The sequence below is a fragment of the Pseudomonas sp. Ma2-10 genome, from assembly GCF_054330215.1.
Map to the genome: position 1 here is coordinate 106119 of NZ_JBTEYL010000013.1, position 23340 is coordinate 129458.

19 protein-coding genes and 5 pseudogenes are annotated in these 23340 nt (G+C 59.7%); 15 read left to right on the forward strand and 9 right to left on the reverse strand.

Features of this window, described 5'->3' with window-relative positions; genetic code table 11:
* Nucleotides 1-415: 415 nt before the first annotated feature.
* The 6 genes and pseudogenes from ACXPVS_RS16995 to ACXPVS_RS17020 all read left to right on the forward strand — a co-directional run.
* Nucleotides 416-726, forward strand: a pseudogene (locus ACXPVS_RS16995) (lipid IV(A) 4-amino-4-deoxy-L-arabinosyltransferase); the annotation flags it as partial.
* Nucleotides 726-875, forward strand: a pseudogene (locus ACXPVS_RS17000) (4-amino-4-deoxy-L-arabinose-phosphoundecaprenol flippase subunit ArnF); the annotation flags it as partial. The pseudogenes ACXPVS_RS16995 and ACXPVS_RS17000, both read left to right, overlap by 1 nt.
* The gene (locus ACXPVS_RS17005; RefSeq protein ID WP_458510959.1) at nucleotides 872-2251 is read left to right on the forward strand and encodes a UDP-glucose dehydrogenase family protein; all 1380 of its coding nucleotides are present in this window, start codon (nucleotides 872-874) and stop codon (nucleotides 2249-2251) included. The pseudogene ACXPVS_RS17000 and the gene ACXPVS_RS17005, both read left to right, overlap by 4 nt.
* A gap of 280 nt (nucleotides 2252-2531) precedes the next feature.
* On the forward strand, nucleotides 2532-3239 hold the full coding sequence (locus ACXPVS_RS17010) for an HPP family protein (protein ID WP_458510960.1): 708 nt from the start codon (nucleotides 2532-2534) through the stop codon (nucleotides 3237-3239).
* A 146-nt stretch (nucleotides 3240-3385) separates the two neighbouring features.
* The gene (locus tag ACXPVS_RS17015) at nucleotides 3386-4492 is read left to right on the forward strand and encodes an enoyl-CoA hydratase/isomerase family protein (protein WP_458510961.1); all 1107 of its coding nucleotides are present in this window, start codon (nucleotides 3386-3388) and stop codon (nucleotides 4490-4492) included.
* Between the two features lie 3 nt (nucleotides 4493-4495).
* The gene (locus ACXPVS_RS17020; protein WP_458510962.1) at nucleotides 4496-5647 is read left to right on the forward strand and encodes an acyl-CoA dehydrogenase family protein; all 1152 of its coding nucleotides are present in this window, start codon (nucleotides 4496-4498) and stop codon (nucleotides 5645-5647) included.
* Nucleotides 5648-5702: 55 nt separating this feature from the next.
* Here the strand turns inward: ACXPVS_RS17020 and ACXPVS_RS17025 are convergent, their stop codons facing one another.
* The 6 genes from ACXPVS_RS17025 to ACXPVS_RS17050 form a co-directional block, all read right to left on the reverse strand.
* A complete protein-coding gene (locus ACXPVS_RS17025) occupies nucleotides 5703-6476 on the reverse strand; it encodes an enoyl-CoA hydratase (protein WP_458510963.1) in 774 nt (257 codons plus the stop codon).
* Between the two features lie 14 nt (nucleotides 6477-6490).
* A complete protein-coding gene (locus ACXPVS_RS17030) occupies nucleotides 6491-7618 on the reverse strand; it encodes an acyl-CoA dehydrogenase (protein ID WP_458510964.1) in 1128 nt (375 codons plus the stop codon).
* A gap of 9 nt (nucleotides 7619-7627) precedes the next feature.
* Nucleotides 7628-8821: an acetyl-CoA C-acyltransferase gene (locus ACXPVS_RS17035; RefSeq protein ID WP_458510965.1), complete on the reverse strand. Its 1194-nt coding sequence runs from the start codon at nucleotides 8819-8821 to the stop codon at nucleotides 7628-7630.
* A gap of 12 nt (nucleotides 8822-8833) precedes the next feature.
* On the reverse strand, nucleotides 8834-9595 hold the full coding sequence (locus tag ACXPVS_RS17040; RefSeq protein WP_458510966.1) for an SDR family NAD(P)-dependent oxidoreductase: 762 nt from the start codon (nucleotides 9593-9595) through the stop codon (nucleotides 8834-8836).
* A 16-nt stretch (nucleotides 9596-9611) separates the two neighbouring features.
* Nucleotides 9612-11276, reverse strand: coding sequence for an AMP-binding protein (locus ACXPVS_RS17045; RefSeq protein ID WP_458510967.1), 1665 nt, complete (start codon nucleotides 11274-11276; stop codon nucleotides 9612-9614).
* A 140-nt stretch (nucleotides 11277-11416) separates the two neighbouring features.
* The gene (locus ACXPVS_RS17050; protein ID WP_458510968.1) at nucleotides 11417-12433 is read right to left on the reverse strand and encodes an AraC family transcriptional regulator; all 1017 of its coding nucleotides are present in this window, start codon (nucleotides 12431-12433) and stop codon (nucleotides 11417-11419) included.
* 154 nt (nucleotides 12434-12587) lie between these two features.
* Here ACXPVS_RS17050 and ACXPVS_RS17055 point away from each other — a divergent pair, with 154 nt between their 5' ends.
* The 6 genes and pseudogenes from ACXPVS_RS17055 to ACXPVS_RS17080 all read left to right on the forward strand — a co-directional run.
* Nucleotides 12588-14291, forward strand: coding sequence for a molecular chaperone HscC (locus ACXPVS_RS17055; RefSeq protein ID WP_458510969.1), 1704 nt, complete (start codon nucleotides 12588-12590; stop codon nucleotides 14289-14291).
* A complete protein-coding gene (locus ACXPVS_RS17060) occupies nucleotides 14288-16006 on the forward strand; it encodes a J domain-containing protein (protein ID WP_458510970.1) in 1719 nt (572 codons plus the stop codon). The genes ACXPVS_RS17055 and ACXPVS_RS17060 overlap by 4 nt, the downstream gene beginning before the upstream one ends.
* On the forward strand, nucleotides 16003-17004 hold the full coding sequence (locus ACXPVS_RS17065; RefSeq protein ID WP_458510971.1) for a DUF3829 domain-containing protein: 1002 nt from the start codon (nucleotides 16003-16005) through the stop codon (nucleotides 17002-17004). Before ACXPVS_RS17060 ends, ACXPVS_RS17065 begins: the two co-directional genes overlap by 4 nt.
* 105 nt (nucleotides 17005-17109) lie before the next feature.
* Nucleotides 17110-17265, forward strand: a pseudogene (locus ACXPVS_RS17070) (FTR1 family protein); the annotation flags it as partial.
* Nucleotides 17257-17452: pseudogene (locus tag ACXPVS_RS17075) on the forward strand (iron uptake system protein EfeO); the annotation flags it as partial. The pseudogenes ACXPVS_RS17070 and ACXPVS_RS17075, both read left to right, overlap by 9 nt.
* Nucleotides 17426-17611 (forward strand): annotated as a pseudogene (locus tag ACXPVS_RS17080) (IS110 family transposase); the annotation flags it as partial. The pseudogenes ACXPVS_RS17075 and ACXPVS_RS17080, both read left to right, overlap by 27 nt.
* A gap of 98 nt (nucleotides 17612-17709) precedes the next feature.
* Here the strand turns inward: ACXPVS_RS17080 and pssA are convergent.
* Entirely contained in the window at nucleotides 17710-19053 is a 1344-nt protein-coding gene (gene pssA / locus ACXPVS_RS17085; protein ID WP_458510972.1) for a CDP-diacylglycerol--serine O-phosphatidyltransferase, read from the reverse strand.
* Nucleotides 19054-19226: 173 nt separating this feature from the next.
* Here pssA and ACXPVS_RS17090 point away from each other — a divergent pair, with 173 nt between their 5' ends.
* The 3 genes from ACXPVS_RS17090 to ACXPVS_RS17100 all read left to right on the forward strand — a co-directional run bounded on the left by ACXPVS_RS17090 (nucleotide 19227) and on the right by ACXPVS_RS17100 (nucleotide 21226).
* Nucleotides 19227-19790: a TetR/AcrR family transcriptional regulator gene (locus ACXPVS_RS17090; protein ID WP_458510973.1), complete on the forward strand. Its 564-nt coding sequence runs from the start codon at nucleotides 19227-19229 to the stop codon at nucleotides 19788-19790.
* A gap of 56 nt (nucleotides 19791-19846) precedes the next feature.
* Entirely contained in the window at nucleotides 19847-20323 is a 477-nt protein-coding gene (locus tag ACXPVS_RS17095) for a nuclear transport factor 2 family protein (RefSeq protein WP_458510974.1), read from the forward strand.
* Nucleotides 20324-20446: 123 nt separating this feature from the next.
* Entirely contained in the window at nucleotides 20447-21226 is a 780-nt protein-coding gene (locus ACXPVS_RS17100) for a TSUP family transporter (protein ID WP_458510975.1), read from the forward strand.
* Here ACXPVS_RS17100 and nudC read toward each other — a convergent pair.
* Both nudC and ACXPVS_RS17110 read right to left on the reverse strand, forming a co-directional pair.
* Nucleotides 21194-22024, reverse strand: coding sequence for an NAD(+) diphosphatase (nudC, locus tag ACXPVS_RS17105; RefSeq protein ID WP_458510976.1), 831 nt, complete (start codon nucleotides 22022-22024; stop codon nucleotides 21194-21196). The genes ACXPVS_RS17100 and nudC overlap by 33 nt on opposite strands.
* A 7-nt stretch (nucleotides 22025-22031) precedes the next feature.
* Complete coding sequence (locus tag ACXPVS_RS17110; protein ID WP_458510977.1) at nucleotides 22032-22844, reverse strand: crotonase/enoyl-CoA hydratase family protein; 813 nt, start codon at nucleotides 22842-22844, stop codon at nucleotides 22032-22034.
* Nucleotides 22845-23340: the final 496 nt, after the last annotated feature.

Here is a 23340-nt window from a genome sequence, read left to right on the forward strand (position 1 = left end):
CCCACTAAAAACTCGATGAGCGGTAGAAGTCTGAACAGTGGCTGTATGACATTCAGACAAACGATTCGCCGATCGGATTTTCATGTTCCTTTCACAAAATCGGGAACAACCTTCAATCAATCCAGTGAGCCTCGACGGACTCCCAACCTGCCGGCCAAGGCTGTAAAAGTCAAATCCAGTGTGAGCTTGCCAGTTAGCTAAATCATTGAAATAGCGTGTGTTTCGGCATCTTCGCTGAAGGACGGCTTACGCCCCGAGGCTCTGCATGAGTCAGGCGTTGATCCCATTTTCCCGCCCCAGTATCGGCGATGAAGACATTGCCGCCGTAGAGCAAGTACTGCGCCGAGGACGCCATGTTCGTCAGTGACGGTGAAGCCTTCGCCAGCTGGGCGAGGCGCTGTTGCGCGACCACGTGCCGAGCAACGACCTCGGCGGCGCCGGCGCCGGCGCCCTGGCCTGGCGTCTGAAACGTCCGGACGTGGCGTTGTACAACACGATAGACGAATTGAAATATGGCCTGCCTATTCTGACGGCGCACAGCAACAAGTCGATCCGGACCAGGTTCAAGCGTGGATGCGCACAACCCGTCAGAGCGGCTCGGTCGGCGTGGTCATGCGCATCAAGGGCGCCGACGAGTTGCGCGAACTCGAACAGCTGCCCAGGGATGGCAAACGCGATGAACAAGGCAACATTGTGATTCTGATCTTTGCTCAGGAGGCGTCATGAGCCTGTTGCTGCTCTTGGCCGCCAGCCTGCCGTTGTTCAACGAAACCTTCAGCCTTTCAAAAAGTCTCGGGGTGGCCTTGGTCATCCTTGGCGTCATCACCATCAACGCTCAACCTGCTCTCGCGTCCGAATTCAGGAGTGCCCCATGAAAATCAGTGTATTTGGTAGCGGTTACGTTGGCCTGGTGCAAGCGGCTGTCCTGGCTGAAGTCGGCCACGACGTGGTCTGCATGGACATTGACGAGAGGAAAGTCGAACTGCTGCAACAAGGCCACGTGAGCATTTTCGAACCGGGGCTGGCCAGCCTGGTGCGCGAAAGTCTGGAAGCCAATCGTCTACAGTTCACCACTGACGAGAAGTTTGCGGTGCAGCATGGCCAGGTGTTGTTTATCGCCGTCGGTACGCCATCCCGGGACGATGGTTCGGCGGACCTGCGTTATGTGCTGTCGGTGGGAGAAGCCGTGGCGCGTCATCGTGAACACCCGGTGATTCTGGTAGAAAAATCCACGGTGCCGGTGGGCACCGGTGACACCTTGCGCGCGCACATCGACAAGTGCCTGATCAAAGTCGGTCGGCTGCTGCAATTCGATATCGTCTCCAACCCGGAATTTTTGAAAGAAGGCTCGGCCGTGGCCGATTGCCGGCGCCCGGACCGGATCGTCATCGGCTGCGAACGCGATGAGGTGCGCGAGGTAATGCGCGACCTCTACGCGCCCTTCAACCGTAATCATGACCGGATCATGTTCATGGACCTGCGCAGCGCCGAGCTGACCAAGTACGCCGCCAACTGCATGCTGGCGACCAAGATCAGCTTCATCAACCAGATCGCCGAACTGGCCGAACACCTGGGCGCCGATATCGAATCGGTGCGCCTGGGCATAGGCGCCGATTCGCGCATTGGTTACCACTTCATCTACCCCGGCTGCGGTTATGGCGGCTCGTGTTTTCCCAAGGACATGCGCGCGCTGATCCACAGCGCCGAAGAGGCGCATTGCTCCAGCGATTTACTGCAAGCGGTGGAAGCGATCAATCAGCGTCAGAAGCACAAGCTGTTCGAACGCATCAATGCGTTCTACAAGGGCGATGTGCGCGGCAGGACCTTTGCCGTGTGGGGGCTGGCGTTCAAACCGAACACCGACGACATGCGCGATGCACCGAGCCGGGTGCTGCTGGAATCGCTGTGGGCCGCCGGGGCCAACGTCCGCGCGTTCGACCCCGAAGCCATGCAGGAAACCCAGCAGCTGTATCCCGATGAATCCCGGTTGATGCTGATGGGCACACCGGAATCAGTATTGTCCGGTGCTGACGCGCTGATCATCTGCACCGAATGGCAGCAGTTCAAGGCCCCGGATTTCAGTCTGATCCAGCAGCGGCTCAACGCACCCGTGATCTTCGACGGACGCAACCTCTACGACGCCGAACGCCTGGCCCGCGCCGGCTTCATGTACTTCCCGATGGGCCGTGGTGAGTCGCGCAACTTGCCGATTCCGCATCAACAGTGGCCCACGGCTTCGGTCGTCGCCTGAGTGCAATGTCACCCGCTATCCGCTGCCAGTCGTGGCATTTGCGATGCTCTACCTCGGCGATACCGCCGATAATAATGTTGTGACGAAGGATCAGATTGAACGGCGGCTTTACAGCAAAATTAATGCATTCAAACTGCATTAATATGAATTTGTCAGCATCAGGAATGAACGGCACACTGTGCGCGTTCCTCCCCCAATAGTTGGAACAACTTCAAGGGCTTTCTGGGTATCCCAGCTAAGCCTTTTTTTTGCCTTGGTTTTTTAACGGATCGTCTGCCTCATGTTTGCTCGCTGGTTTCCCGCCGCCATCAACACTCGCCCCTCCGAATGGAGCCGCGCCGCAATCGGCATGTCCTTGGGCACGATGTTCAGCGTCTGGCTTTGCAGTCAGGTATTCGGCATGCAAGTGGCGCAGCACCTGATCGGGCCGCTGGGCGCATCGGCCGTGTTGCTGTTCGCAGTGTCCTCCGGCGCCCTCGCCCAGCCCTGGTCGATTCTTGGCGGCTACCTCAGCGCGGGGGTGGTTTCGCTTCTGGTCGCTCACGTACTCGGGCGAACACTTGGCAGTGCCTGTCTGGCGGCCGGCATGGCGCTGATCCTGATGTGCTGGCTGCGTTGTCTGCATCCTCCGGCCGGGGCGCTGGCGTTGCTTCTAGTGTTGGCAGACCCGGCGACCATTGCCCTGAACTGGAAAGCGCTCGGCCCGGTGATGCTTGGCGCATCGGCCATGCTGCTCAGCGCCCTGGCCTACAACAACCTGACGCGCATTCGTTACCCAAAACGCGCCAGCGAACCGGTATCCCGGGTGCCGGCCGACCACCCGCCCACCGATAGCCAGGCGATCACAGCCCAGGACTTGAAACTGGCCCTGGCGGACATGGAAGCCTTCTTCGACGTCACCCCCGAAGACCTCGAACAGCTGATCCATGCCAGTGAGCTGCATGCCAAGCGGCGCAGCATTGGTACTGTATTTTCCAATAAGCCTTGAAGATCAAAAGATCGCAGCCTTGATGTAAAAATGCAGACGAGACCTGCACATATCCCGGTTGTACATCACAAATTTGCACTGTTACGATCCAGCATCGCTCGCGCGCGAGCTTCTCTATAAAGAACAATAAAAGCAGGGAGTTAGTGATGACTGCTCAGGTTTCATCGAAGGGGACTTCGTCCATGGATGCGATGCAAAACGAAGTGCTGGCCGAGGTTCGCAACCACATCGGCCACCTGACCCTCAATCGCCCCGCAGGACTCAACGCCATTACCCTGGACATGGTGCGCAATCTGCAGCGTCAGCTCGACACCTGGGCACTCGACCCGCACGTACACGCAGTAGTATTGCGCGGTGCTGGCGAGAAGGCTTTCTGTGCCGGCGGCGATATTCGCTCGCTGTATGACAGCTTCAAAAACGGCGACACGCTGCACGAAGATTTCTTCGTCGAGGAATACGCCCTCGACCTCGCGATTCACCATTACCGCAAACCTGTACTCGCTTTGATGGATGGTTTTGTCCTGGGTGGCGGCATGGGTTTGGTACAAGGCGCCGACTTGCGGGTGGTCACCGAGAAAAGCCGTCTGGCGATGCCGGAAGTGGCGATCGGTTATTTCCCGGATGTCGGTGGCAGCCATTTCCTGCCGCGCGTTCCCGGTGAACTGGGGATTTACCTCGGCGTCAGCGGCGTACAGATCCGTGCGGCCGATGCGCTCTATTGCGGCCTGGCTGACTGGTACCTGGACAGCGACAGGCTGGGCACCCTCGACGAGCAACTCGATCAGCTCCAATGGCACGAAACACCGTTGAAAGACCTTCAAGGTCTGCTGGCCAAACTCGCCGTGCAACAACTGCCGGCGGCACCTTTGGCGGCGTTGCGCCCGGCCATCGATCACTTCTTCGCCCTGCCCGATGTGCCGAGTATTGTTGAGCAACTGCGTGAAGTAACGGTCGCCGACAGCCACGAGTGGGCCACAACCACCGCCGACCTGCTGGAAAGCCGTTCACCGCTGGCCATGGGCGTGACCCTGGAGATGCTCCGTCGTGGTCGGCACTTGGGTCTGGAAGACTGCTTCGCCCTTGAGCTGCACCTGGACCGTCAGTGGTTCGAGCGCGGCGACCTGATCGAAGGCGTACGCGCCTTGCTGATCGACAAAGACAAGAAACCGCGCTGGAACCCACCGACCTTGCAGGCGCTGGACGCCGAGCACGTCGCGAGTTTCTTCACCGGTTTTGACCAACGCGGGAGCTGAGCCATGCACGATATCGAATTGAGCGAAGAGCAAGTCATGATCCGCGATATGGCCCGGGACTTTGCCCGCGGCGAAATCGCACCCCATGCACAGGCCTGGGAAAAGGCCGGCTGGATCGACGACGGTCTGGTGGCGAAGATGGGTGAACTGGGGCTGCTGGGCATGGTGGTGCCCGAGGAATGGGGCGGCACCTATGTCGACTACGTCGCCTACGCCTTGGCCGTGGAAGAGATTTCGGCCGGTGACGGCGCCACTGGCGCACTGATGAGCATTCACAACTCGGTGGGCTGTGGTCCGGTCCTCAATTACGGCACCGAAGAACAAAAACAGGCGTGGCTACCGGATCTGGCCAGCGGCCAGGCCATCGGCTGCTTCTGCCTGACCGAACCTCAGGCCGGTTCCGAAGCCCACAACTTGCGCACCCGCGCCGAACTGCGCGACGGCCAGTGGGTGATCAACGGCGCCAAGCAATTCGTCAGCAACGGCAAACGGGCGAAACTGGCCATTGTGTTTGCGGTGACCGATCCGGAGCTGGGCAAACGCGGCATCTCGGCGTTCCTGGTGCCGACCGATACAGCGGGTTTCATCGTTGATCGCACCGAACACAAAATGGGCATCCGCGCCTCCGACACCTGCGCGGTGACCTTGAGCAACTGCACGATTCCCGAAGCCAACCTGCTGGGTGAGCGCGGTAAAGGACTGGCGATTGCCCTGTCGAACCTCGAAGGTGGCCGCATCGGCATCGCGGCGCAGGCGTTAGGCATTGCCCGCGCGGCGTTTGAAGCAGCGCTGGCCTATTCGCGGGATCGGGTGCAGTTCGACAAGCCAATCATCGAGCACCAGAGCATTGCCAACATGCTGGCCGACATGCACACCCGGTTGAACGCGGCACGACTGCTGATCTTGCATGCCGCGCGGTTGCGCAGTGCCGGCAAGCCGTGCCTGTCGGAGGCTTCACAGGCCAAACTGTTTGCATCCGAGATCGCCGAGAAAGTGTGTTCGTCGGCGATGCAGATTCATGGCGGATATGGGTATCTGGAGGATTACCCGGTGGAGCGTTACTACCGGGATGCACGGATTACGCAGATCTATGAAGGGTCGAGCGAGATACAGCGGATGGTGATTGCTCGCGAGCTGAAACACTACCTGGTCTAGGAGAATCGCCGCTGAGCTGATCGTCCCCACGCTGCGCGGGAACGATCGGTTCGGGTTACTTACCTTGGAACTCTGCTTCACGCTTGGCAATAAACGCCGCCATCCCTTCCTTCTGATCCTGCGTCGCAAACGCCGCATGGAACACTCGACGCTCAAAGCGCACACCTTCCGACAGGCTCACTTCAAACGCACGGTTGACGCTTTCCTTGATCATCATTGCAATCGGCAGCGACTTCTTGGCAATCAGCGCCGCGACTTTCAACGCTTCTTCCAGCAACTCATCAGCCGGAACAATCCGCGCCACAATCCCGCAACGCTCCGCTTCCACCGCATCGATCAAGCGACCGCTGAGGCACATTTCCATGGCCTTGGCCTTGCCCACCGCGCGGGTCAGGCGCTGGGTGCCGCCCATGCCCGGCAGTACGCCGAGGTTGATTTCCGGCTGACCGAATTTGGCGTTGTCGCCGGCCAGGATGAAGTCGCACATCAGCGCCAGTTCACAGCCACCCCCCAGGGCAAAACCGTTGACCGCTGCGACGATCGGCTTGCGGCGGTTGGCCACGCGATCGCTGTCACTGAACAGGTCATCGAGGTAGATCTGCGGGTAGGTCAGCTCAGCCATTTCCTTGATGTCGGCACCGGCGGCGAACGCTTTTTTCGAGCCGGTGAGCACGATGCAGCCGATGTTCGAATCGGCTTCCAGGCCATCGAGGGCGTGGTTCAGCTCGCTGACGATCTGCGCGTTCAACGCATTCAGCGCTTGCGGACGGTTCAGGGTAATCAGGCCAACGCGACCGTGGGTTTCCAACAAAATCGTTTCGTAGTTCACACGTAGCTTCCTTCTCAAAGATTGCGCGAAATGACCATGCGCTGAATATCGCTGGTGCCTTCGTAGATCTGGCAGACCCGCACGTCGCGGTAGATCCGCTCCAGCGGGAAATCGTTCAAGTAACCGTAACCACCGAGGGTTTGCAAGGCTGCGGAGCACACCTTCTCAGCCATTTCCGAGGCGAACAGCTTGGCCATGGACGCTTCGACCAAGGCCGGCTTGCCGCTGTCACGCAGCGCCGCCGCGTAATGCACCATCTGCCGGGCCACAGCGATTTGGGTGGCCATGTCCGCCAGGCGGAACGCAACCGCTTGATGCTCGATGATCGGCTTGCCGAAGCTCTCACGCTCGCGGGCATAGTCGCGGGCCGCTTCGAATGCTGCGCGGGCCATGCCCACCGATTGCGAAGCGATGCCGACACGGCCGCCTTCGAGGTTGGCCAGGGCGATTCGATAACCTTCGCCCTCCTCGCCCAAGCGGTTGGCCACCGGCACCTTCACGTCTTCGAACAGGATCTGGCAGGTGTCGGAGGCGTGCTGGCCAAGCTTGTCTTCGACCCGTGCGACTTTGTAGCCCGGCGAATCGGTGGGCACGATCAGCGCCGTGATGCCACGTTTACCGGCACCTGGGTCGGTCACCGCGAACACGATCACCACCCCGGCGTTCTGCCCGGAGGTGATGAACTGCTTGCAGCCGTTCAACACGTAATGATCGCCTTCCAGACGCGCACGGGTTTTCAGGCCACTGGCGTCAGAACCGGCTTGCGGTTCGGTGAGGGCAAAAGCCCCGAGCATCGAGCCGCTGGCCAAAGGTTTGAGGAAGCGCTCTTTCTGGTCGTCGTTGCCGTACTTGAGAATCGGCACGCAACCCACCGAGTTGTGCACGCTCATGATGGTCGAACAGGCGCCATCGCCGGCCGCGATTTCTTCCAGGGCCATGGCGTAGGCCAGGTAACCGGTGTCGCAACCGCCCCACTCTTCGGGCACCAACATGCCGAAGAAGCCCAGTTCGGCCATCTCGCCGATGGCTTCCTTGGGGAAGCGATGCTCGCGGTCCCACTCGGCGGCGAACGGTTTCAGCCGTTCCTGGGCAAACTGCCGGGCCGCTTCGCTGATCTGAAGTTGTTCGTCATTGGGCAGCATAGTGATTCCTTAGTACAGGCATTCAACGGCCATCGCCGTGGCTTCACCGCCGCCGATGCAAATCGCTGCAACGCCGCGTTTCAGGCCTTTCTGGCGTAGGGCCCAGAGCAGCGTCACGAGGATCCGCGCGCCGGACGCGCCGATCGGGTGCCCCAGGGCGCAAGCGCCGCCGCGAACGTTGACCTTCTCGTGAGGGACTTCCAGTTTGGTCATGGTCACCAGACTGACCACGGCGAAGGCTTCATTGACTTCGACCAGATCGACTTCGTCCAGCGACCAGCCGGTTTTTTTCATCAGCTTCTCGATCGCGCCCACCGGTGCCACCGGGAATAGGCCCGGGGTGTCGGCAAACGCCGCATGGCCGTGAATCACTGCCAGCGGTTTCAGGCCGCGCTTTTGAGCTTCGGAACGGCGCATCAACACCAGTGCGGCGGCGCCATCGGAGATCGAACTGGAGTTCGCCGCCGTCACCGTGCCGCCTTCGCGGAACGCCGGTTTCAGCGAAGCGATCTTGTCCAGTTTGGCTTTCGGTGGTTGCTCGTCGTCGCTGATCAGGACCTGTTCTTTACCGACGGTGACGGTGAGCGGCACGATCTCGTCTTTGAAGCGGCCATCCTTGATCGCCTGCTGCGCGCGGGTAGTCGAGGCAATGGCAAACGCGTCCTGGGCTTCACGGGTGAAACCGTTGGTTTGAGCGCAATCCTCGGCGTAGGTGCCCATCAGGCGACCTTTGTCGTAAGCGTCTTCCAGACCGTCGAGGAACATGTGATCAAGCACACGACCGTGGCCCATGCGATAACCGCTACGAGCGCGGTCCAACAGATACGGCGCGTTGGACATGCTTTCCATACCGCCGGCAACAACTACGTCGGCGCTGCCGGCCACCAGCATGTCGTGGGCCAGAATGGCCGCTTCCATGCCCGAACCGCACATTTTGTTCAGGGTGGTGCAGCGCGTCGATTTATCCAGCCCGGCGCCCAGTGCGGCTTGGCGCGCAGGGGCTTGGCCGAGGCCGGCGGACAGTACGCAACCAAATAGCACTTCTTCAACCGAGTCGGGTGCCACACCCGCGCGTTCGACGGCGGCACGAATCGCCGCCGCACCGAGTTGCGGTGCAGTCAGGCTTTTCAGTTCGCCCTGAAAACCGCCCATCGGGGTGCGGACGGCGCTGACGATAACAATGGGATCGTTGGAAATAGTCATGACAAATCCTCCTTATCTGGCGGCCATGCGCAAGGCGCCGTCGAGACGGATCACCTCGCCATTGAGCATGCTGTTTTCAATGATATGCCTGACCAGCCCGGCATACTCGCTCGGTTTGCCCAGACGGGGCGGAAACGGCACGCCTGCCGCCAGGGACGCACGGACTTCCTGGGTCATGCCGGCCATCATCGGGGTTTCGAAAATACCCGGGGCGATGGTCATCACGCGGATGCCGAAGCGCGCCAGTTCCCGGGCAGCGGGCAAGGTCAGGCTGACGATCGCGCCTTTGGAGGCGGCGTAAGCGGCCTGGCCAATCTGGCCGTCATAGGCTGCGGCCGAGGCGGTGTTGATGATCACGCCGCGCTCGCCATCCGCACCTGCTTCGGTTTCGGCGATCGCCGCGGCAGCCAGGCGCAGCATGTTGAAACTGCCGATCAGGTTGACGTTGATTACCTGGCTGAAACTGGCCAGCGCGTGCGGACCGTTCTTGCCGAGAATTTTCTCGCCACGCACGACACCGGCGCAGTTGACCAGACCATTCAGGCCACCGAAGGCGTTGACCGTCGCCAGCACGGCGGCTTGCGCCGCGGCTTCGTTGCTGATGTCCGCCACCACGCTTTGCGCGCCAAGACGTTCAGCCTGGGCGGCAACGGCTTCGGCGTTCATGTCCACCAGCATGACTTTGGCGCCCGCCGCGACCAGCATTTCAGCCGTGGCGGCACCGAGTCCGGAGGCACCGCCGGTGACGAGGAAAACCTTGTTTTCGATCTGCATCATTGTTTCCTTGGATTCAAGCTGAAACGTTCTTCGCGGCGGCCTCTTGAGCCTTGGCGATTTCCTGGTTGCGCAAGATAAAGCGCTGCAATTTGCCGCTTGGGGTTTTCGGCAACTCGCTGACAAATTCAATTTCACGAGGGTACGCGTGCGCGGCCAGTCGCTTGCGCACGTGTTGGCGCAATTCTTCGGCCAGTTCCGGTGCAGCGCGGTATTGCGCGCTGAGCACAACAAAGGCTTTGACCCGTTCGGTGCGCTCCGGATCGGGCTTGCCGACCACGGCTGCTTCGACCACGGCCGGGTGTTCGATCAGCGCGCTTTCCACGTCGAACGGGCCGACCCGGTAGCCGGAGGTGGTGATCACGTCGTCGCTGCGACCGACGAAGCTGATGCTGCCGTCCGGGTTCCACTCGACGGTGTCGCCGCTCAGGTAATAGTCGCCGACGAAGGCCTTGGTCGATGCGCCTTCGTAACCGGCGAACCAGCACATCGGCGACTGGGTACGATCGATGGCCAGTATGCCCGGTTGACCGACGCCGAGTTCTTTGTGCTCCTCATCCAGCACCACAATGCGGTGGCCCGGCGAGGCAAAACCTGCGGCGCCCATATGGATCGGATGCTCCAGGCCATGGTGATTACACAGGACCATGCCGAGTTCGGTCTGGCCATAGTGGTCGTGGATGACCACGTCGAGGTTGTCGGCGAACCAGCGAATTACTTCCGGGTTCAGCGGCTCGCCGGCACTACTGACGATGCGCAGCTTGCCCTTGATCGAGCGGGCGAACTCGTCGCCACCGGCGATCAACAGGCGATAGGCCGTCGGCGAGCCGGTGAGGTTGGTGATCCCGTACTTGTTGATCACCCGGCAGGTGCTTTCGAGGGAGAACGGGCCATCGTAAAAGGTGATCGGATGCCCCATGGCCATCGGACCTGTGACACCGAAATAGATGCCATAGGCCCAGCCCGGATCGGCAACGTTCCAGAAAGCGTCTTCAGGGCGCAAGTCCACCGCGTCACGGGTGTAGCTCTGGAAGGCGGCGATGGCCTTGAGCGGCACGGACAGCGCTTTCGACGGACCGGTGGTGCCCGAGGTGAACATCAGCAGGAACGGGTCTTCACCGGTCAGCAGGACCGGTTCGCACTCAGCAGAATAATTGGCCAGTTCGGCCCAGAAGCTGTAATCGCCGCGGACGATGCCTTGGCCTTTGGGACCGGCGACGGTGACGAGGGTCGGGCAGTCGGCGACTTCAGAGAGTTTGGAACGATTGCCCGCGTCGGTGACCACCACTTTGGCGCCAGAGGAGCTGAGGCGGTGTTCGATGGCTTTCGGGCCGAATGCCGTGAACAGCGGCTGATAGACCGCACCGATGCGCCAGGTGGCGAATACGGTGATCAGCAATTCGATGTTACGTGGCAGGAGACCGGCGACCTTGTCGCCTTTTTTCACGCCTTGGGCCAGCAGGAAATTGGCGAATCGCGCCGCTTTGTCCTGCAAGTCGCTGAAGGTGTAGGTCGCACTGGCGCCGTCGCGACCTTCCCAGAACAGCGCGATACGCCCCGGCAAGGCATGCCGGTCGCAGCACTCGACACAGGCATTGAGGGCAGTCAAATCGCCCGCGAGCGCGGCGTCGACGGTGTGCTGATAATTGAACTGTGATGTAGCAGACAAATAATCGCGCATTGCCAGAATCCCTTTGTATTTTTATTAGGCTGGGGGCACCTTAATTACCAAGGAAATACTCGCTCTGCGCGGGGCTCGGGACAATGGTCAAAGCTATCAAGTTGCGTGACTGGTTTGGCCAAGGTGGCCGTGATCGCTCCTTAGCTGGCTTCGTTGAGGATCAGGCTGCGGTAATGCCCGGGGTTTGACCCCGACCACTTGCGAAACGCCTTGTAGAAAGAGCTGGTATCGGCAAACCCCAGCCGCGTGGCGATCTCGGCGAAGCTGATCGCAGGTTCGGCGAGCCAGACAATCGCCAATTCCTTACGCACACCGTCCTTGAGCCCCTGGTAAGTCTGGCCCTCTTCGGCCAGGCGCCGACGCAGGGTGGAAGCCGACATGCACAGCTGTTGCGCCAGGGGTTCGGTTTCCGGCCAGTGTTCGGCGGGCAGTTGCCGTAAATCATGCTTGATCCGGCTGGCCAGGCTCTGCGGGTCACGGTACTTGACCAGAATATTGGCCGGCGCATGGGCCAGGAAACGCTTGAGTTCTTCCAGGCTGCGCTTGATCGGCAAGTCCAGGCACTCGGCGGAGAAAATCATCCGTGTGCGCGGCCGGTCGAAACGCAGGTTCTCGGAGAACATCACCTGATAGTCATCGCAGAAGTCCGGTGCAGGGCAGCGCAACTCGATGGCCAGGATCGGAATCCGCCGCCCCGCCAGCCAGCAGGCGACGCCGTGAACGATCATCCAGTACGTGAAATAAGTGAAGGCGCGGCGCGGGTCCTGGTCGTCTTCGAGCAGGACGATTTCCGCCAGGCTTTGTTGACGAACCAACTGCGCCGGCAGGTGTTCGAGCATCAACGACAGAAAGCTCAATCCCGAGGTCAGGCCGGCAGCCAGGCTCGGCTGCACCATGGAGCAGCGACAAAGAAACGCCAGGCTGCCGGATTTGAGCTTGCGCGGGTCCATGCCAAAAAACTCGTCGTCCCCACGTCGCGCCAGCAAGCGCCACAGTCTTGCGTAAGCGGTAGCCGGCACGCGGGCAGTGGTGGTTTCCAGCAGCGCCGGATCGATGCCGACCTTGTTCAACACCTCTTCGGTGGTCGCTCCGGGGGCGCAACTCTGCAACAGCGCTTCACGCACCAGTTGAATGGAGATGGTGTCTTTTTCCGACATAAATGTCACTCGGGTGCACTGATTAATCTGTGGGCCATCTTAGGCAGCACGGAGTAAAAAGCCAGTCTTGCGCAACATCCGGCTCAACTACCTGGCCCTGTGGCCGATAGGCTGTTGCCGGGAATTCCCGAATAGACATGGAGTTGCAAACGTTATGATCGTCGGCATTGATTTGGGCACCACCAATAGCCTGGTTGCCGTTTGGCGCAACGGCGCGCCTGAACTGGTCCCCAACGCCCTGGGAAGTCTGCTGACACCAAGTGTGGTGGGCCTCGACGACGAGGGTCTAGTGCTGGTCGGTCAGGCCGCCAAAGAGCGTTTGCAGACGCATCCCCACCTGACGGCGGCATTGTTCAAGCGCCACATGGGCAGTGCCCATGAACTTCACCTCGGTCGCCAACAGTTTCGCCCGGAAGAACTGTCGGCACTGGTGTTGCGCAGCCTCAAGGAAGATGTTGAGCGCCGCTATGGTGAAACAGTCACTGAAGCGGTGATCAGCGTGCCGGCCTATTTCAACGACGCCCAGCGCAAAGCCACGAAAATCGCTGGCGAACTGGCCGGTCTCAAGGTCGAACGGCTGGTCAACGAACCGACTGCTGCGGCCCTCGCCTACGGACTGCATCAACGCGACAGCGCCAGTTCGTTTCTGGTGTTCGACCTCGGTGGAGGCACCTTCGATGTGTCGATCCTCGAACTGTTTGACGGTGTCATGGAAGTGCGCGCCAGCGCCGGTGACAACTTTCTAGGCGGTGAAGACTTCGACACCGTGCTGGTTCAGGCCTTTGTCGTCGCACACGCCAACCGCAGCGACATGCCGTCACTGACCGAGCCCACTATCGCCCATCGCCTGCGCCGTGAAGCCGAGCGCGTGCGACATGCCCTTGGCCAGGCCGACACTGCGACCTTCGTCCTGCGTCATGGCAGCGGTCAATGGGAGCAGACGTTCACCCAAGCGCAGTTGGCCGAACTTTATGCACCGTTGCTCGTGCGTCTGCGCACACCGATCGAAACCGCGCTGCGCGACGCGCGTATTCGGCCATCGGAGCTGGATGAAGTCCTGCTGGTGGGCGGCACGACCCGCATGCCAATGATCCGGAGAATGGTCGCGGGGTTGTTCGGCCGGTTTCCTTCGATTGCCCTGAACCCGGACGAATCGATTGCACTGGGCGCGGCAGTGCAAGCGGCGCTCAAGGCCAGGGATGCAGCACTCGAAGAGGTCGTGTTGACGGACGTTTGCCCGTACACCCTCGGCATCGAAACGGCGATCAGCGTCGGCGAAGGCGCCGAGTCAGGCCATTACCTGCCGATCATCGAGCGTAACTGCGTGGTGCCGGTGAGCCGGGTCAAATCGGTGTGCACCTTGAGCGACAATCAGCGCAAGGTACTGCTGAAGATCTATCAAGGCGAAAGTCGTTGGGTGAAAGAAAACATCTACCTCGGTGAAATGGAGGTTGAAGTGCCGTTGGCACCGGCGGGCGACATCAGCATCGATGTGCGTTTCACCTACGACAATAACGGCCTGCTCGAAGCCGAGGCGCACATACAGCGGACCGGCGAGCGCCGCAGCCTCGTGATCGAAAACAATCCCGGCGTACTCGCCCCCGACGAGATCCAGCAACGCCTGACCGCGTTGGCTAACCTCAAGGTTCACCCGCGGGAACAACAGGTCAACAGCCTGCTGATTGCGCGTCTCGAGCGGCTGTACCAGGAAAGCCTTGGCGACCTGCGTCAGCGGCTCGATCACATGGCTAACCGTTTCCAACAGATGCTCGACGGCCAGGATGAGCGAGCCATACGCGAATTGCGTCTGCAACTGATGCAGCAGCTCGATGAACTCGAACAAGGCCTGTGGCGGTGAATTGCTGGGCCATTCTGGGGCTGGCGGCCGATGCCGATTCACGCAGCATCAAACGCCAATACGCAACGCTGCTCAAAGTCCACCGCCCGGATGAAGATCCGAGCGGTTTTCAGCGTCTGCGCGAAGCGTACGAGCAGGCAATGGAATGGAGTCGCCGCGAACCGGTGATGCCAGCGTTAAGTGAGCGTGGGCAAGCGGTCGGAGCTCAATCACCCCTGCCCTCGTTCGGCCACACGCTCGACTTCGAGCATGATCGCCAGCCGTTCGGGCCGAGTGCCGGGCAGCAACGGGCGGCGCAGTTGCTGGAGGACGTTACGATCGAGAAACTCGAACAGCGTCTGGCCCAGGCGCGGGTGTCCCACTGCGTCAGAGAGTTCGAAGATCAGTTATTGATGATGTGCCTGGAGCAGCGCGACGACGGGATGTTGTTCGCCGAATGGGGGCTGGAGCAATTCAACTGGTTGAGCACCTGGCAGCGTCAGGATTTGTCCCCGCAAGCCCTTGCGCTGCTGCATCAGGCGTATTGCCGCGAGACCGAAAAACGCCTGCGCGAGCAGTTGGACGGTGGGCAGGTCGATACGTTTATCGAAACCTTCCTTGCCCTCAAGCGAGCCGACTGGTTGCTGCCCTTCGAACGTCACGACTGGTTCAACGAAACCCTTGCCCGGGTCCTGGCGGAGTCGAATTTCTGGTCTACAAAGCTGTTCGAAACGCTGTGTTCGCATCAGCAATGGAACCCCGGCGAAGATCAGGGACGTTGCCCGCAACCTTATTGGTCGATGCTGCAGGAGAAGCACCCCTACCAGGCATTTCTCGACGAACTGAGACATGTCGCCACCCTGGGCGACCACAAGCCCCAGAGCCGCGCTGCACGACTGTTTCTGAGCCCGATGACGGCGGCCGAGCGAAAAGCCTTTGCCCGGCGTTTTTTTGAAGCGGACTGGAATGCCTGCCGCCTCCTCAGCGAAAAGATCAAGCGCCTGCATCCACAGCTGTGCCGCGAGTTGCCGGACACCGACCCTTATTTCTGGAAGGCCCTGGTCCAGTCCAAACAGACCTGGCCGGTGTTTGCGGGCGTGTTTGGCGCATCGCTCGCCTGGACCGCGTTTTACCCCAGTGAAAAATCCGGCATCGGGGACAGTGCTGTCGCAATATTGTTCTGGCTCTGCGTGCGGGCCGCCCCCAGTGCGGTACTTTTAGTCGCACTGAGCGCTTTTGTGCTGGGCATCTGGTGTACGATAGCGGATCGATTCTGGCCACTGGACGTGCGTCTGAGCCGCCCCGTGGCACATCGGCTCAGCTTCAGGCGTCCGCCGCCGCTGTTGTTGCGTGAGTTGCTGCCCTGCTGGCTGATCGGTGGGCTGACATGGGCTTGGTTTGGCGTAGAAGCATTGATCGCCTACGCTGGGGTGCTCCTGCTGTTGGGCGCCTTGAGCCGGATTACCTGGCCCGCAGCGCTGAGTATAAGGCCATCCAAACCTAGAATGCCGGTGCTGGGCTCGGCCATGTCGATTGCACTGATGGTGGGCGTGATCGGTCTGACCGGACTCGTCTACACCATCGCCAGCAGCCAGTTGATGGGCCGCGATCAAGGGTTGCAGCCGTTTGCCAAACGCGGTTGCAGCGGTCCCCTCGACAGCCGCGTGGAATGCCGGATACCCCCGACTCAAAAGCAATGGTATGGACAATCGGACGCTCGGAAGGCTCGCCCATGAACAAAAGCACAATGGCTATCACGGCGGTGCTGACCGTGACATTTCTGGGTGCATTGAACGAGTACCAGGGCGCCCTCCTGACCCCGATTAAACGCTGGATCAATCAACCCGACCTCGCCGAGCAGGAAAAAGCCAGTGCCCTGCGCCCGTTGATTGCCTGTCTGAACTCAGTCGATGGTCGTTGGCGTCATGCCTACGCCCGTTACCTGGATCGAGACCGGAAGATCGATCCGACTCTCAAAGAGCGTTTTCCCGAGGACTTCGAGCCGATGGTCGAGGTGCGTGAGCGACTCAACTATGTGCGCAGTCACGACGCGTACGGCTGCCAGCTGAACGTGAAGCAAAAAAATGATCTGCAGAAGTCGGCACCTCTACTGCTGCCGTTGCTGAATCGCTTCGGAACATCCCTGACGGCGGCCAATGAGGCGGCCCAAGGCTTCGACTTCTTCAATTCCGTGCCCGCCTATTCGGCCAGCGCTGCGGATAAAGCGCAACGTGACAGCATGTTTTTGCCATTAGTCGATGAATACCTCAAGGCTTCAGACGCACTGCGCCGCCAGCTAGATATTGAAGATGCGGGGCTTCGGCAGCTTCAGCTTGAGCAGCTCAAGGTCCGGGATCAGCCCAAGTACGCCCACATCCTGACCTACATGCTGGAAGCACGAACCCTGATGCTCACGCTCGACAACCACGTTCGCGAACAAACCCTTGCGGTCGATAACCTGGGCGACGCCACGCAAAAACTGCAACTGGCCTGGGACAATGGAAACCGTTACATGGAAGCCAACCTGGCGACCAGCACCGCCGATTACCCGGAAAACATCTGGAACTACGTGCGTTCGCCCGGCAGGAACTATCTGAACGCCGTCAACAAGCTGCGTGACGACTGGACGGCAACGGCGCCACCGCAACAGCTGAGCGATGACTTCGAAAACATCGGGCGCCGCTACGACGCGTTGGTCGAAGTTTACAACCAGCAGGTCGATCAACTGTTTTAGATGTGCGTTCAGCTTGCGCCCAGGTAAATGTCAGTGATTCCCACTTGGGAATTAGTGTCATTATGTTGCAAATTAGCACCCTGTCTAATGACGCCCCGGTGGTAAATGCTTGTTCCTTTTCTGATCATGTTGCGCGAAGGCATTGAAGCCGCGCCGATCGTTGGCATCATCGCCAGCCACCTCAAGCAGAGCGGCCGCGGCCAGTGGATGCCGGTGGTGTGGATCGGCGTTTTCCTCGCCACGGCCCTGGCCGTGCTGGTAGTCGAAGAGCGGGAAAACATCGCCCCGCCTGAGCCAATTAATCAATGCCAACCTGCTGCCCGGTGACTATGCGATCACATTCGGCCTGCTGAGCAATCCGCGCGGCACCCTGCATGTCAGCCCGACAGCCGCTTCAGACGCTGAGGACAAGGCCAAACCTTCGATGGTGGCCTGTCGATCACCCGTCTGAAAACCGTACTATCAGTCCTATCTGGCCAGAGGTCTGGCAAAAACCGAAGCCCCGGTCATCCTCGCCTGCAAGCTTTGCCGGGTGGCATTCGCCCTCATGAAAAACCAGAGCGAATACCAACCTGATTTAAGGCTGCAGGGTTCCCCTACAACATAGAATCTCCCACGTTGGATTTGTGATGGACACAACCCCCCTGTGGGAGCGAACCTGCTCGCGAAGGCATTTTGGAGGGCGACGAACCTATCCCGCCATGCTCACAAAATTCGATAGAGCAACCGCTCAATCCGCACCCGACTCACGCGCTTGAGAAACTTGGCCACCCCCGCTGGGTATTCCAGCAGCGTTTCCAGTTCCTGATAACGCTCGATCCGGCGAGTGTTCTCGAAAATCTCCGCCAGCTCTTTACGGCGCGGCTCCAACAACTCACCTTTCGGATCATCAATCAGCAAGGCGTTTTCCAGATCGAGACGGAATGCCCTCGGATTGAGGTTGTTGCCGGTCAGCAAGGTGTAGCGTTGGTCGATCCACATGCCCTTGAGGTGATAGGTGTTGTCGCCGTCACGCCACAAATGCAGGTTCAACTGGCCGCTGTCGACGCTGCGATGATGACGCTTGGCGAAACGCCGCAGGCTGATCTCGTAAAGATAAGGCAGCGCCGAAATCACCTTGAACGGCTCGCTCGGCGGAATGTAGAAGTCGTTGGCCGTCTTGTCGCCGACAATGATGTCGATCTTCACGCCCCGCGCCAGTGCCCGGTTGATTTCCCGGGTTACGGCCAGCGGCAGGTTGAAGTATGGCGTGCAGATGGTCAGTTGATGCTGAGCGCTGGCGATCAACTCGCCAATCACTCGGCTCAACGGATTGTTCTTGCCGACACCAAGCAATGGGCTGACCGACAAACCACCCTTTTGCGTGGTGCCTGTCGTGGTGTCGTACGCCGCGTGCTTGAGGCGGCTGCGCAAGTCGCCGATGTCGTTGCGCAGGCTGCGGGTGGTCGGCAAGTTCGGTAAATCAAGACGATGCACCGCTTTGGAGGCGATCAGACCGTGCTGGACCAGGTGCTGCATCGAATCGGCCAGCGCGCTGTTATTTAGCAGGTGATAACGGTCGTAACGGTACTTGTCGAATTTGTGCAGGTAAACGTTGTTCAGGCTCGCGCCGCTGTAGATCACACAATCATCGATCACGAAGCCTTTCAAATGCAGCACGCCGAACAGCTCTCGGGTCTGCACGGGAACGCCATACACCGGCACAACGCTTTCGTGCGTGCGGGTGGCTTCCTGATACCAGGCCGAGTTGCCCGGCTGCTTGCCGGCGCCGATCAAGCCGCGCTGAGCGCGCAGCCAGTCAACGACCACCACCACGTCCAGTTCCGGACGCGCGAGTTTGGCCGCGTGCAAGGCATCAAGAATTTCCTGGCCGGCTTCATCCTGTTGCAAATAGAGCGCGACGATATAGATGCGCCGGGTGGCGCTGGCGATTTTTTCCAGCAGGCAACGGCGGTACTCGGCAGCGCCAGAAAGGATGGTGACGGCATCGGCGGTCAGCGGAAAACTGCGCAGTTTAGGCAGCAGAGAGCGTTTGAAAAGCGACGGCATAGGGCTCGCAAAAAGGTCGAATCCGAAGAACCCGAGAGCTTACACCATGGATCCGCCGGGGTCTTGTTAGTGTCTGTAACGGCCCCTTCGCGAGCCGACTCGCCAAAGCGATTGTTCAGGCAACAAAAAATACCCGCTTGACCAAGGAGAACGATCATTCTACTGTTCGCCACATGAACGAAATAACCAGCAACGCCACACGCGACATCATTCTGGATATCACCGAAAAGTTGATCTATAAAAGTGGCATCGCGGCCACGGGGATGGAGCTTCTGGTGAAAACCGCCGGCGTCTCCAGAAAGAGTATTTACCGCTACTTCGCCAACAAGGAGGCGCTCACCGTCGCGGCCCTGCAACGCCGTGATGTGCGCTGGATGCAGTGGTACAGAAGCGAAGTCGACCAGGCTGAAACATCAGCCGACCGGCTGCTCAACCTGTTTACCGTACTCAAGGCCTGGTTCGCCTCCGAAGGCTTCCGTGGCTGTGCATTCATCAATACCAGCGGCGAAACCGGCGACCCGCAAGACCCGGTTCGCCTGGTTGCCAAAGACCACAAACAGAAGTTGCTCGACTACGTGCGCGAACTCTGCACCGAACATGGCGCCACCGACCCGCAGACGCTGGCCAAACAGCTGCTGATCCTGATCGACGGTGCCATTACCGTGGCGCTTGTCATGGGGGATCACAGTGCTGCCGATACGGCGCAATGCATGGCACGAAAGTTATTGGACCTGTAACACTTCAACCAAGCCCGACAACTTGCTAGAACTTTACTTTGATAGGGAGACTATTAATGCCTAATGCCGAAATTCGTCCGCCATTGCCGCCATTCACCCGTGAGTCGGCCATCGAAAAAGTACGCTTGGCCGAAGATGGCTGGAACTCCCGCGACCCGGAACGCGTGTCGCTGGCCTACACCCTGGACACCAAATGGCGGAATCGCGCCGAATTCGCCTACAACCGCGAAGAGGCCAAAGGTTTCCTGACGCGTAAATGGGCCAAGGAACTGGATTACCGCCTGATCAAAGAACTGTGGGCCTTTACCGGCAACCGCATCGCCGTGCGTTATGCCTACGAATGGCACGACGATTCGGGCAACTGGTTCCGCTCCTACGGCAACGAAAACTGGGCGTTCGACGAGAACGGTTTGATGGCCAATCGGTTCGCCTGCATCAACGACATGCCCATCAAGGAAAGCGACCGCAAGTTCCATTGGCCGCTGGGCCGTCGCCCGGATGATCATCCAGGCTTGTCCGACCTGGGTCTGTAAACCAACACTGGCCGTCCCCACGTTTTGCGTGGGAACGATCAGCTGTAGGAGGACAACTTTATAGGTAAGATATCGGCCCTTCCCCGCAGCCCTGTCCTGCACCCCGCCGAATAAGCCGATCCCATGCCTTTCGAACTCAGTGTTGACCTCACCACCCTGGCCATTCTAGTCCTCGTCGCCTTCATTGCTGGCTTCATCGACGCCATTGCCGGCGGCGGTGGTTTGTTGACCACCCCGGCGCTACTGACCGCGGGCCTGCCGCCGCATCTGGTGTTGGGCACCAACAAACTCAGTTCGACGTTCGGCTCAGCCACCGCCAGTTTCACTTTCTACCGACGCAAGCTGTTCCATCCAAGACAGTGGATGCACGCCATTGTCGGCACACTGGTGGGCGCGTTGACCGGTGCCGTGGTCGCTCACTACCTGCCCGCGGAATGGCTGAACAAGATGCTCCCGGTGATCGTTTTCGGCTGCGGCGTCTATTTGCTGTTTGGCGGCACGCCCAAAGCGCCATTGGACAGCGACGCACCGATCAAGAAAAAGTGGCAATCGACCCAAGGCTTCGGCCTCGGGTTTTACGACGGCGTGGCCGGTCCCGGCACAGGTGCGTTCTGGACCGTCAGCACGATGCTGATGTACCCCATCGATTTGGTGAAGGCCAGCGGCGTGGCGCGCAGCATGAACTTCGTCAGCAATATTGCCGCACTGTCGGTGTTCGTGTTTTCCGGGCAGGTGGACTGGATCATCGGTCTGAGCATGGGGCTGTCGGTGATGGTCGGGGCGTTCTTCGGGGCTCGCACCGCCATCAGCGGCGGTGCGAAGTTCATTCGCCCGGTGTTCATCACCGTGGTGCTGGGCCTGACCGTGCGGTTAGCCTGGCAACACTGGTTCAGCCTGGCCTAAGCGCCGCGCCACATAGACGTCGATCAGGTAACGGGCAATCGAGCGTGACGCCGGCAACGGCGGCAAGTCGCTTACGTTGAACCACTGGGCGTCTTCGATCTCGTCTTCCTGACACACGATCTCGCCGCCAGCGTATTCGGCATGGAAACCCAGCATCATCGAATGCGGGAACGGCCAGCACTGGCTGCCCATGTACTGGATGTTCCTGACCTCGATCTGCACTTCTTCACGGACTTCGCGAATCAGGCAGTCTTCGGCCGACTCGCCCGGTTCGGCAAACCCCGCCAACGTGCTGTAGACCCCGCTGACAAAGCGTGGCGAACGGGCCAGCAGGACCTCATCGCCACGGGTTACCAGTACGATCATGCTCGGCGAAATGCGCGGGTAACTGCGTAAATCGCACGGCTCGCAATACATCGCCCGTTCCCGGGTCACTTGGGTCATCGCCTGCCCGCAGTTACCGCAAAAGCGGTGTTCGCGGGCCCAGGTGCCGATTTGCGCGGCATAACCAAGAACTTTGTAGAGCGTATGGTCACCGTCGAGCATGAATGCCCGCAGGCCTTTCCAGTTGCAGCCCGGCACATCGCTGTGACGGCGCAGCTCCAACAAATAGACCGGTTCGCCGTCCAGTTGACCGATGCCATGTTCGGCGAGGATCGACAGGTCCTGGCGCTTGAGCCATTCGCGCGGGAACAGCGCGCCATTGTCATCGAACAGAAAGCCTTCGGGGCTACGGGCCACGGCCCAGCCGCCAGGCTCGTCGATGTCTAGTACTGCAGTGGTCCAGCGTGAAATCATTTTTTAATCAATCCAGAAATTCGGGTTTCTGTTTGCTCATATGGGCGGCCATGGCCACGCGCAGATCGGTGGATTGCAGCATGGCGGCGTTCCAGGTGGCGACGTATTCGAGGCCGTCGTCGATGCGATGGTCGCGCATGTAGCTGATCATCTCTTTGGTGCCAGTGATCGCAATCGGCGACTTGCTGGCGATCTCACGGGCGATGCCCATGACACCGTCGAGCAGGCTGGCGGTGTCGCTGTAAACGCGATTGACCAGGCCCATGCCACGCGCTTCTTCGGCACCGAATGTGCGCCCAGTGTAAGCCAGTTCACGCAGCATGCCGTCACCGATGATCCGCGGCAAGCGTTGCAAGGTGCCAACGTCGGCGGCCATGCCGATGTCGATTTCCTTGATCGAGAATTGCGCGTCTTCGGCGGCATACCGCATGTCGCAGGCGCTAATCAGGTCGATGGCGCCACCCAGGCAATACCCCTGAACCGCCGCCAATACCGGTTTGCGGCAATTGTCGACGGCATTGAAAGACGCTTGCAGGGCGAGGATCTTGCGGCGCAGCAGACGCGCGTTGCGCCCCACATCCTTGCCCATTTCATTGGCCACGCCGGCCAGCATCATCAGGTCGATGCCAGAAGAAAAATGCTTGCCCGCACCACTGAGCACCACCACCCGGACTTCGTCGGTGTCGTCGACCCACTGGAAAATCTCGATGATCTCGCTCCAGAACGCGGCGTTCATCGAATTGATTTTTTCCGGCCGGTTGATCTGCACATGGGCGATTTTGTTAACCAGTTCGACGGTGAACGCAGTGTACTGAGACATGGCAGAGATCCTTTTACCGGGCAGAAAATGAGGCCCGGACTATAACAAGGCATCAAGGCCGGCCGTAAGGCAGCGGTTCGGCCAAAGACAGGACTAACCCATGCGCACCACCGTGGTGCATTGGCATTGCCGCGCTTTGCACATTCATGTGACATCTAAAATATCTTTTGAGGCAGAACGGTAAAAAAATGCCTTTCGTCGGTGCGTTTCCACATCCAAGCGGTACGTCCGTACCTCTTTAAACCGATTGTCGAACAATTTTGCATCTAGCCTCCCCCGCTCTAAGTTCTGGCCTAGACTCAGTTCCGCGGGGCGAAACCGCTCGGTCAAAAAGAGGAAAGAAAATCGAAACTTTTGCTTGTCGTGACGGGTCAGGTTAAAGGGAGGTGCGTTGCGACTGGTGCAATCCTTGCAACGTTTTTTACAGCCATTGTGCTTCAACGTATTGGCAGCGCTTGCTCTCCGATGCGTAGCGCGTTTGCGCCCGGCCACAGGA

Excerpts from the sequence above, each read along its gene's own strand:
- ACXPVS_RS17005 (WP_458510959.1), top strand. The coding sequence starts at position 872 with ATGAAAATCAGTGTATTTGGTAGCGGTTACGTTGGCCTGGTGCAAGCG.
- ACXPVS_RS17010 (WP_458510960.1), top strand. The coding sequence starts at position 2,532 with ATGTTTGCTCGCTGGTTTCCCGCCGCCATCAACACTCGCCCCTCCGAA.
- ACXPVS_RS17015 (WP_458510961.1), top strand. The coding sequence starts at position 3,386 with ATGACTGCTCAGGTTTCATCGAAGGGGACTTCGTCCATGGATGCGATG.
- ACXPVS_RS17020 (WP_458510962.1), top strand. The coding sequence starts at position 4,496 with ATGCACGATATCGAATTGAGCGAAGAGCAAGTCATGATCCGCGATATG.
- ACXPVS_RS17030 (WP_458510964.1), bottom strand. The coding sequence starts at position 7,618 with ATGCTGCCCAATGACGAACAACTTCAGATCAGCGAAGCGGCCCGGCAG.
- ACXPVS_RS17035 (WP_458510965.1), bottom strand. The coding sequence starts at position 8,821 with ATGACTATTTCCAACGATCCCATTGTTATCGTCAGCGCCGTCCGCACC.
- ACXPVS_RS17040 (WP_458510966.1), bottom strand. The coding sequence starts at position 9,595 with ATGCAGATCGAAAACAAGGTTTTCCTCGTCACCGGCGGTGCCTCCGGA.
- ACXPVS_RS17045 (WP_458510967.1), bottom strand. The coding sequence starts at position 11,276 with ATGCGCGATTATTTGTCTGCTACATCACAGTTCAATTATCAGCACACC.
- ACXPVS_RS17050 (WP_458510968.1), bottom strand. The coding sequence starts at position 12,433 with ATGTCGGAAAAAGACACCATCTCCATTCAACTGGTGCGTGAAGCGCTG.
- ACXPVS_RS17055 (WP_458510969.1), top strand. The coding sequence starts at position 12,588 with ATGATCGTCGGCATTGATTTGGGCACCACCAATAGCCTGGTTGCCGTT.
- ACXPVS_RS17065 (WP_458510971.1), top strand. The coding sequence starts at position 16,003 with ATGAACAAAAGCACAATGGCTATCACGGCGGTGCTGACCGTGACATTT.
- pssA (WP_458510972.1), bottom strand. The coding sequence starts at position 19,053 with ATGCCGTCGCTTTTCAAACGCTCTCTGCTGCCTAAACTGCGCAGTTTT.
- ACXPVS_RS17090 (WP_458510973.1), top strand. The coding sequence starts at position 19,227 with ATGAACGAAATAACCAGCAACGCCACACGCGACATCATTCTGGATATC.
- ACXPVS_RS17095 (WP_458510974.1), top strand. The coding sequence starts at position 19,847 with ATGCCTAATGCCGAAATTCGTCCGCCATTGCCGCCATTCACCCGTGAG.
- ACXPVS_RS17100 (WP_458510975.1), top strand. The coding sequence starts at position 20,447 with ATGCCTTTCGAACTCAGTGTTGACCTCACCACCCTGGCCATTCTAGTC.
- nudC (WP_458510976.1), bottom strand. The coding sequence starts at position 22,024 with ATGATTTCACGCTGGACCACTGCAGTACTAGACATCGACGAGCCTGGC.
- ACXPVS_RS17110 (WP_458510977.1), bottom strand. The coding sequence starts at position 22,844 with ATGTCTCAGTACACTGCGTTCACCGTCGAACTGGTTAACAAAATCGCC.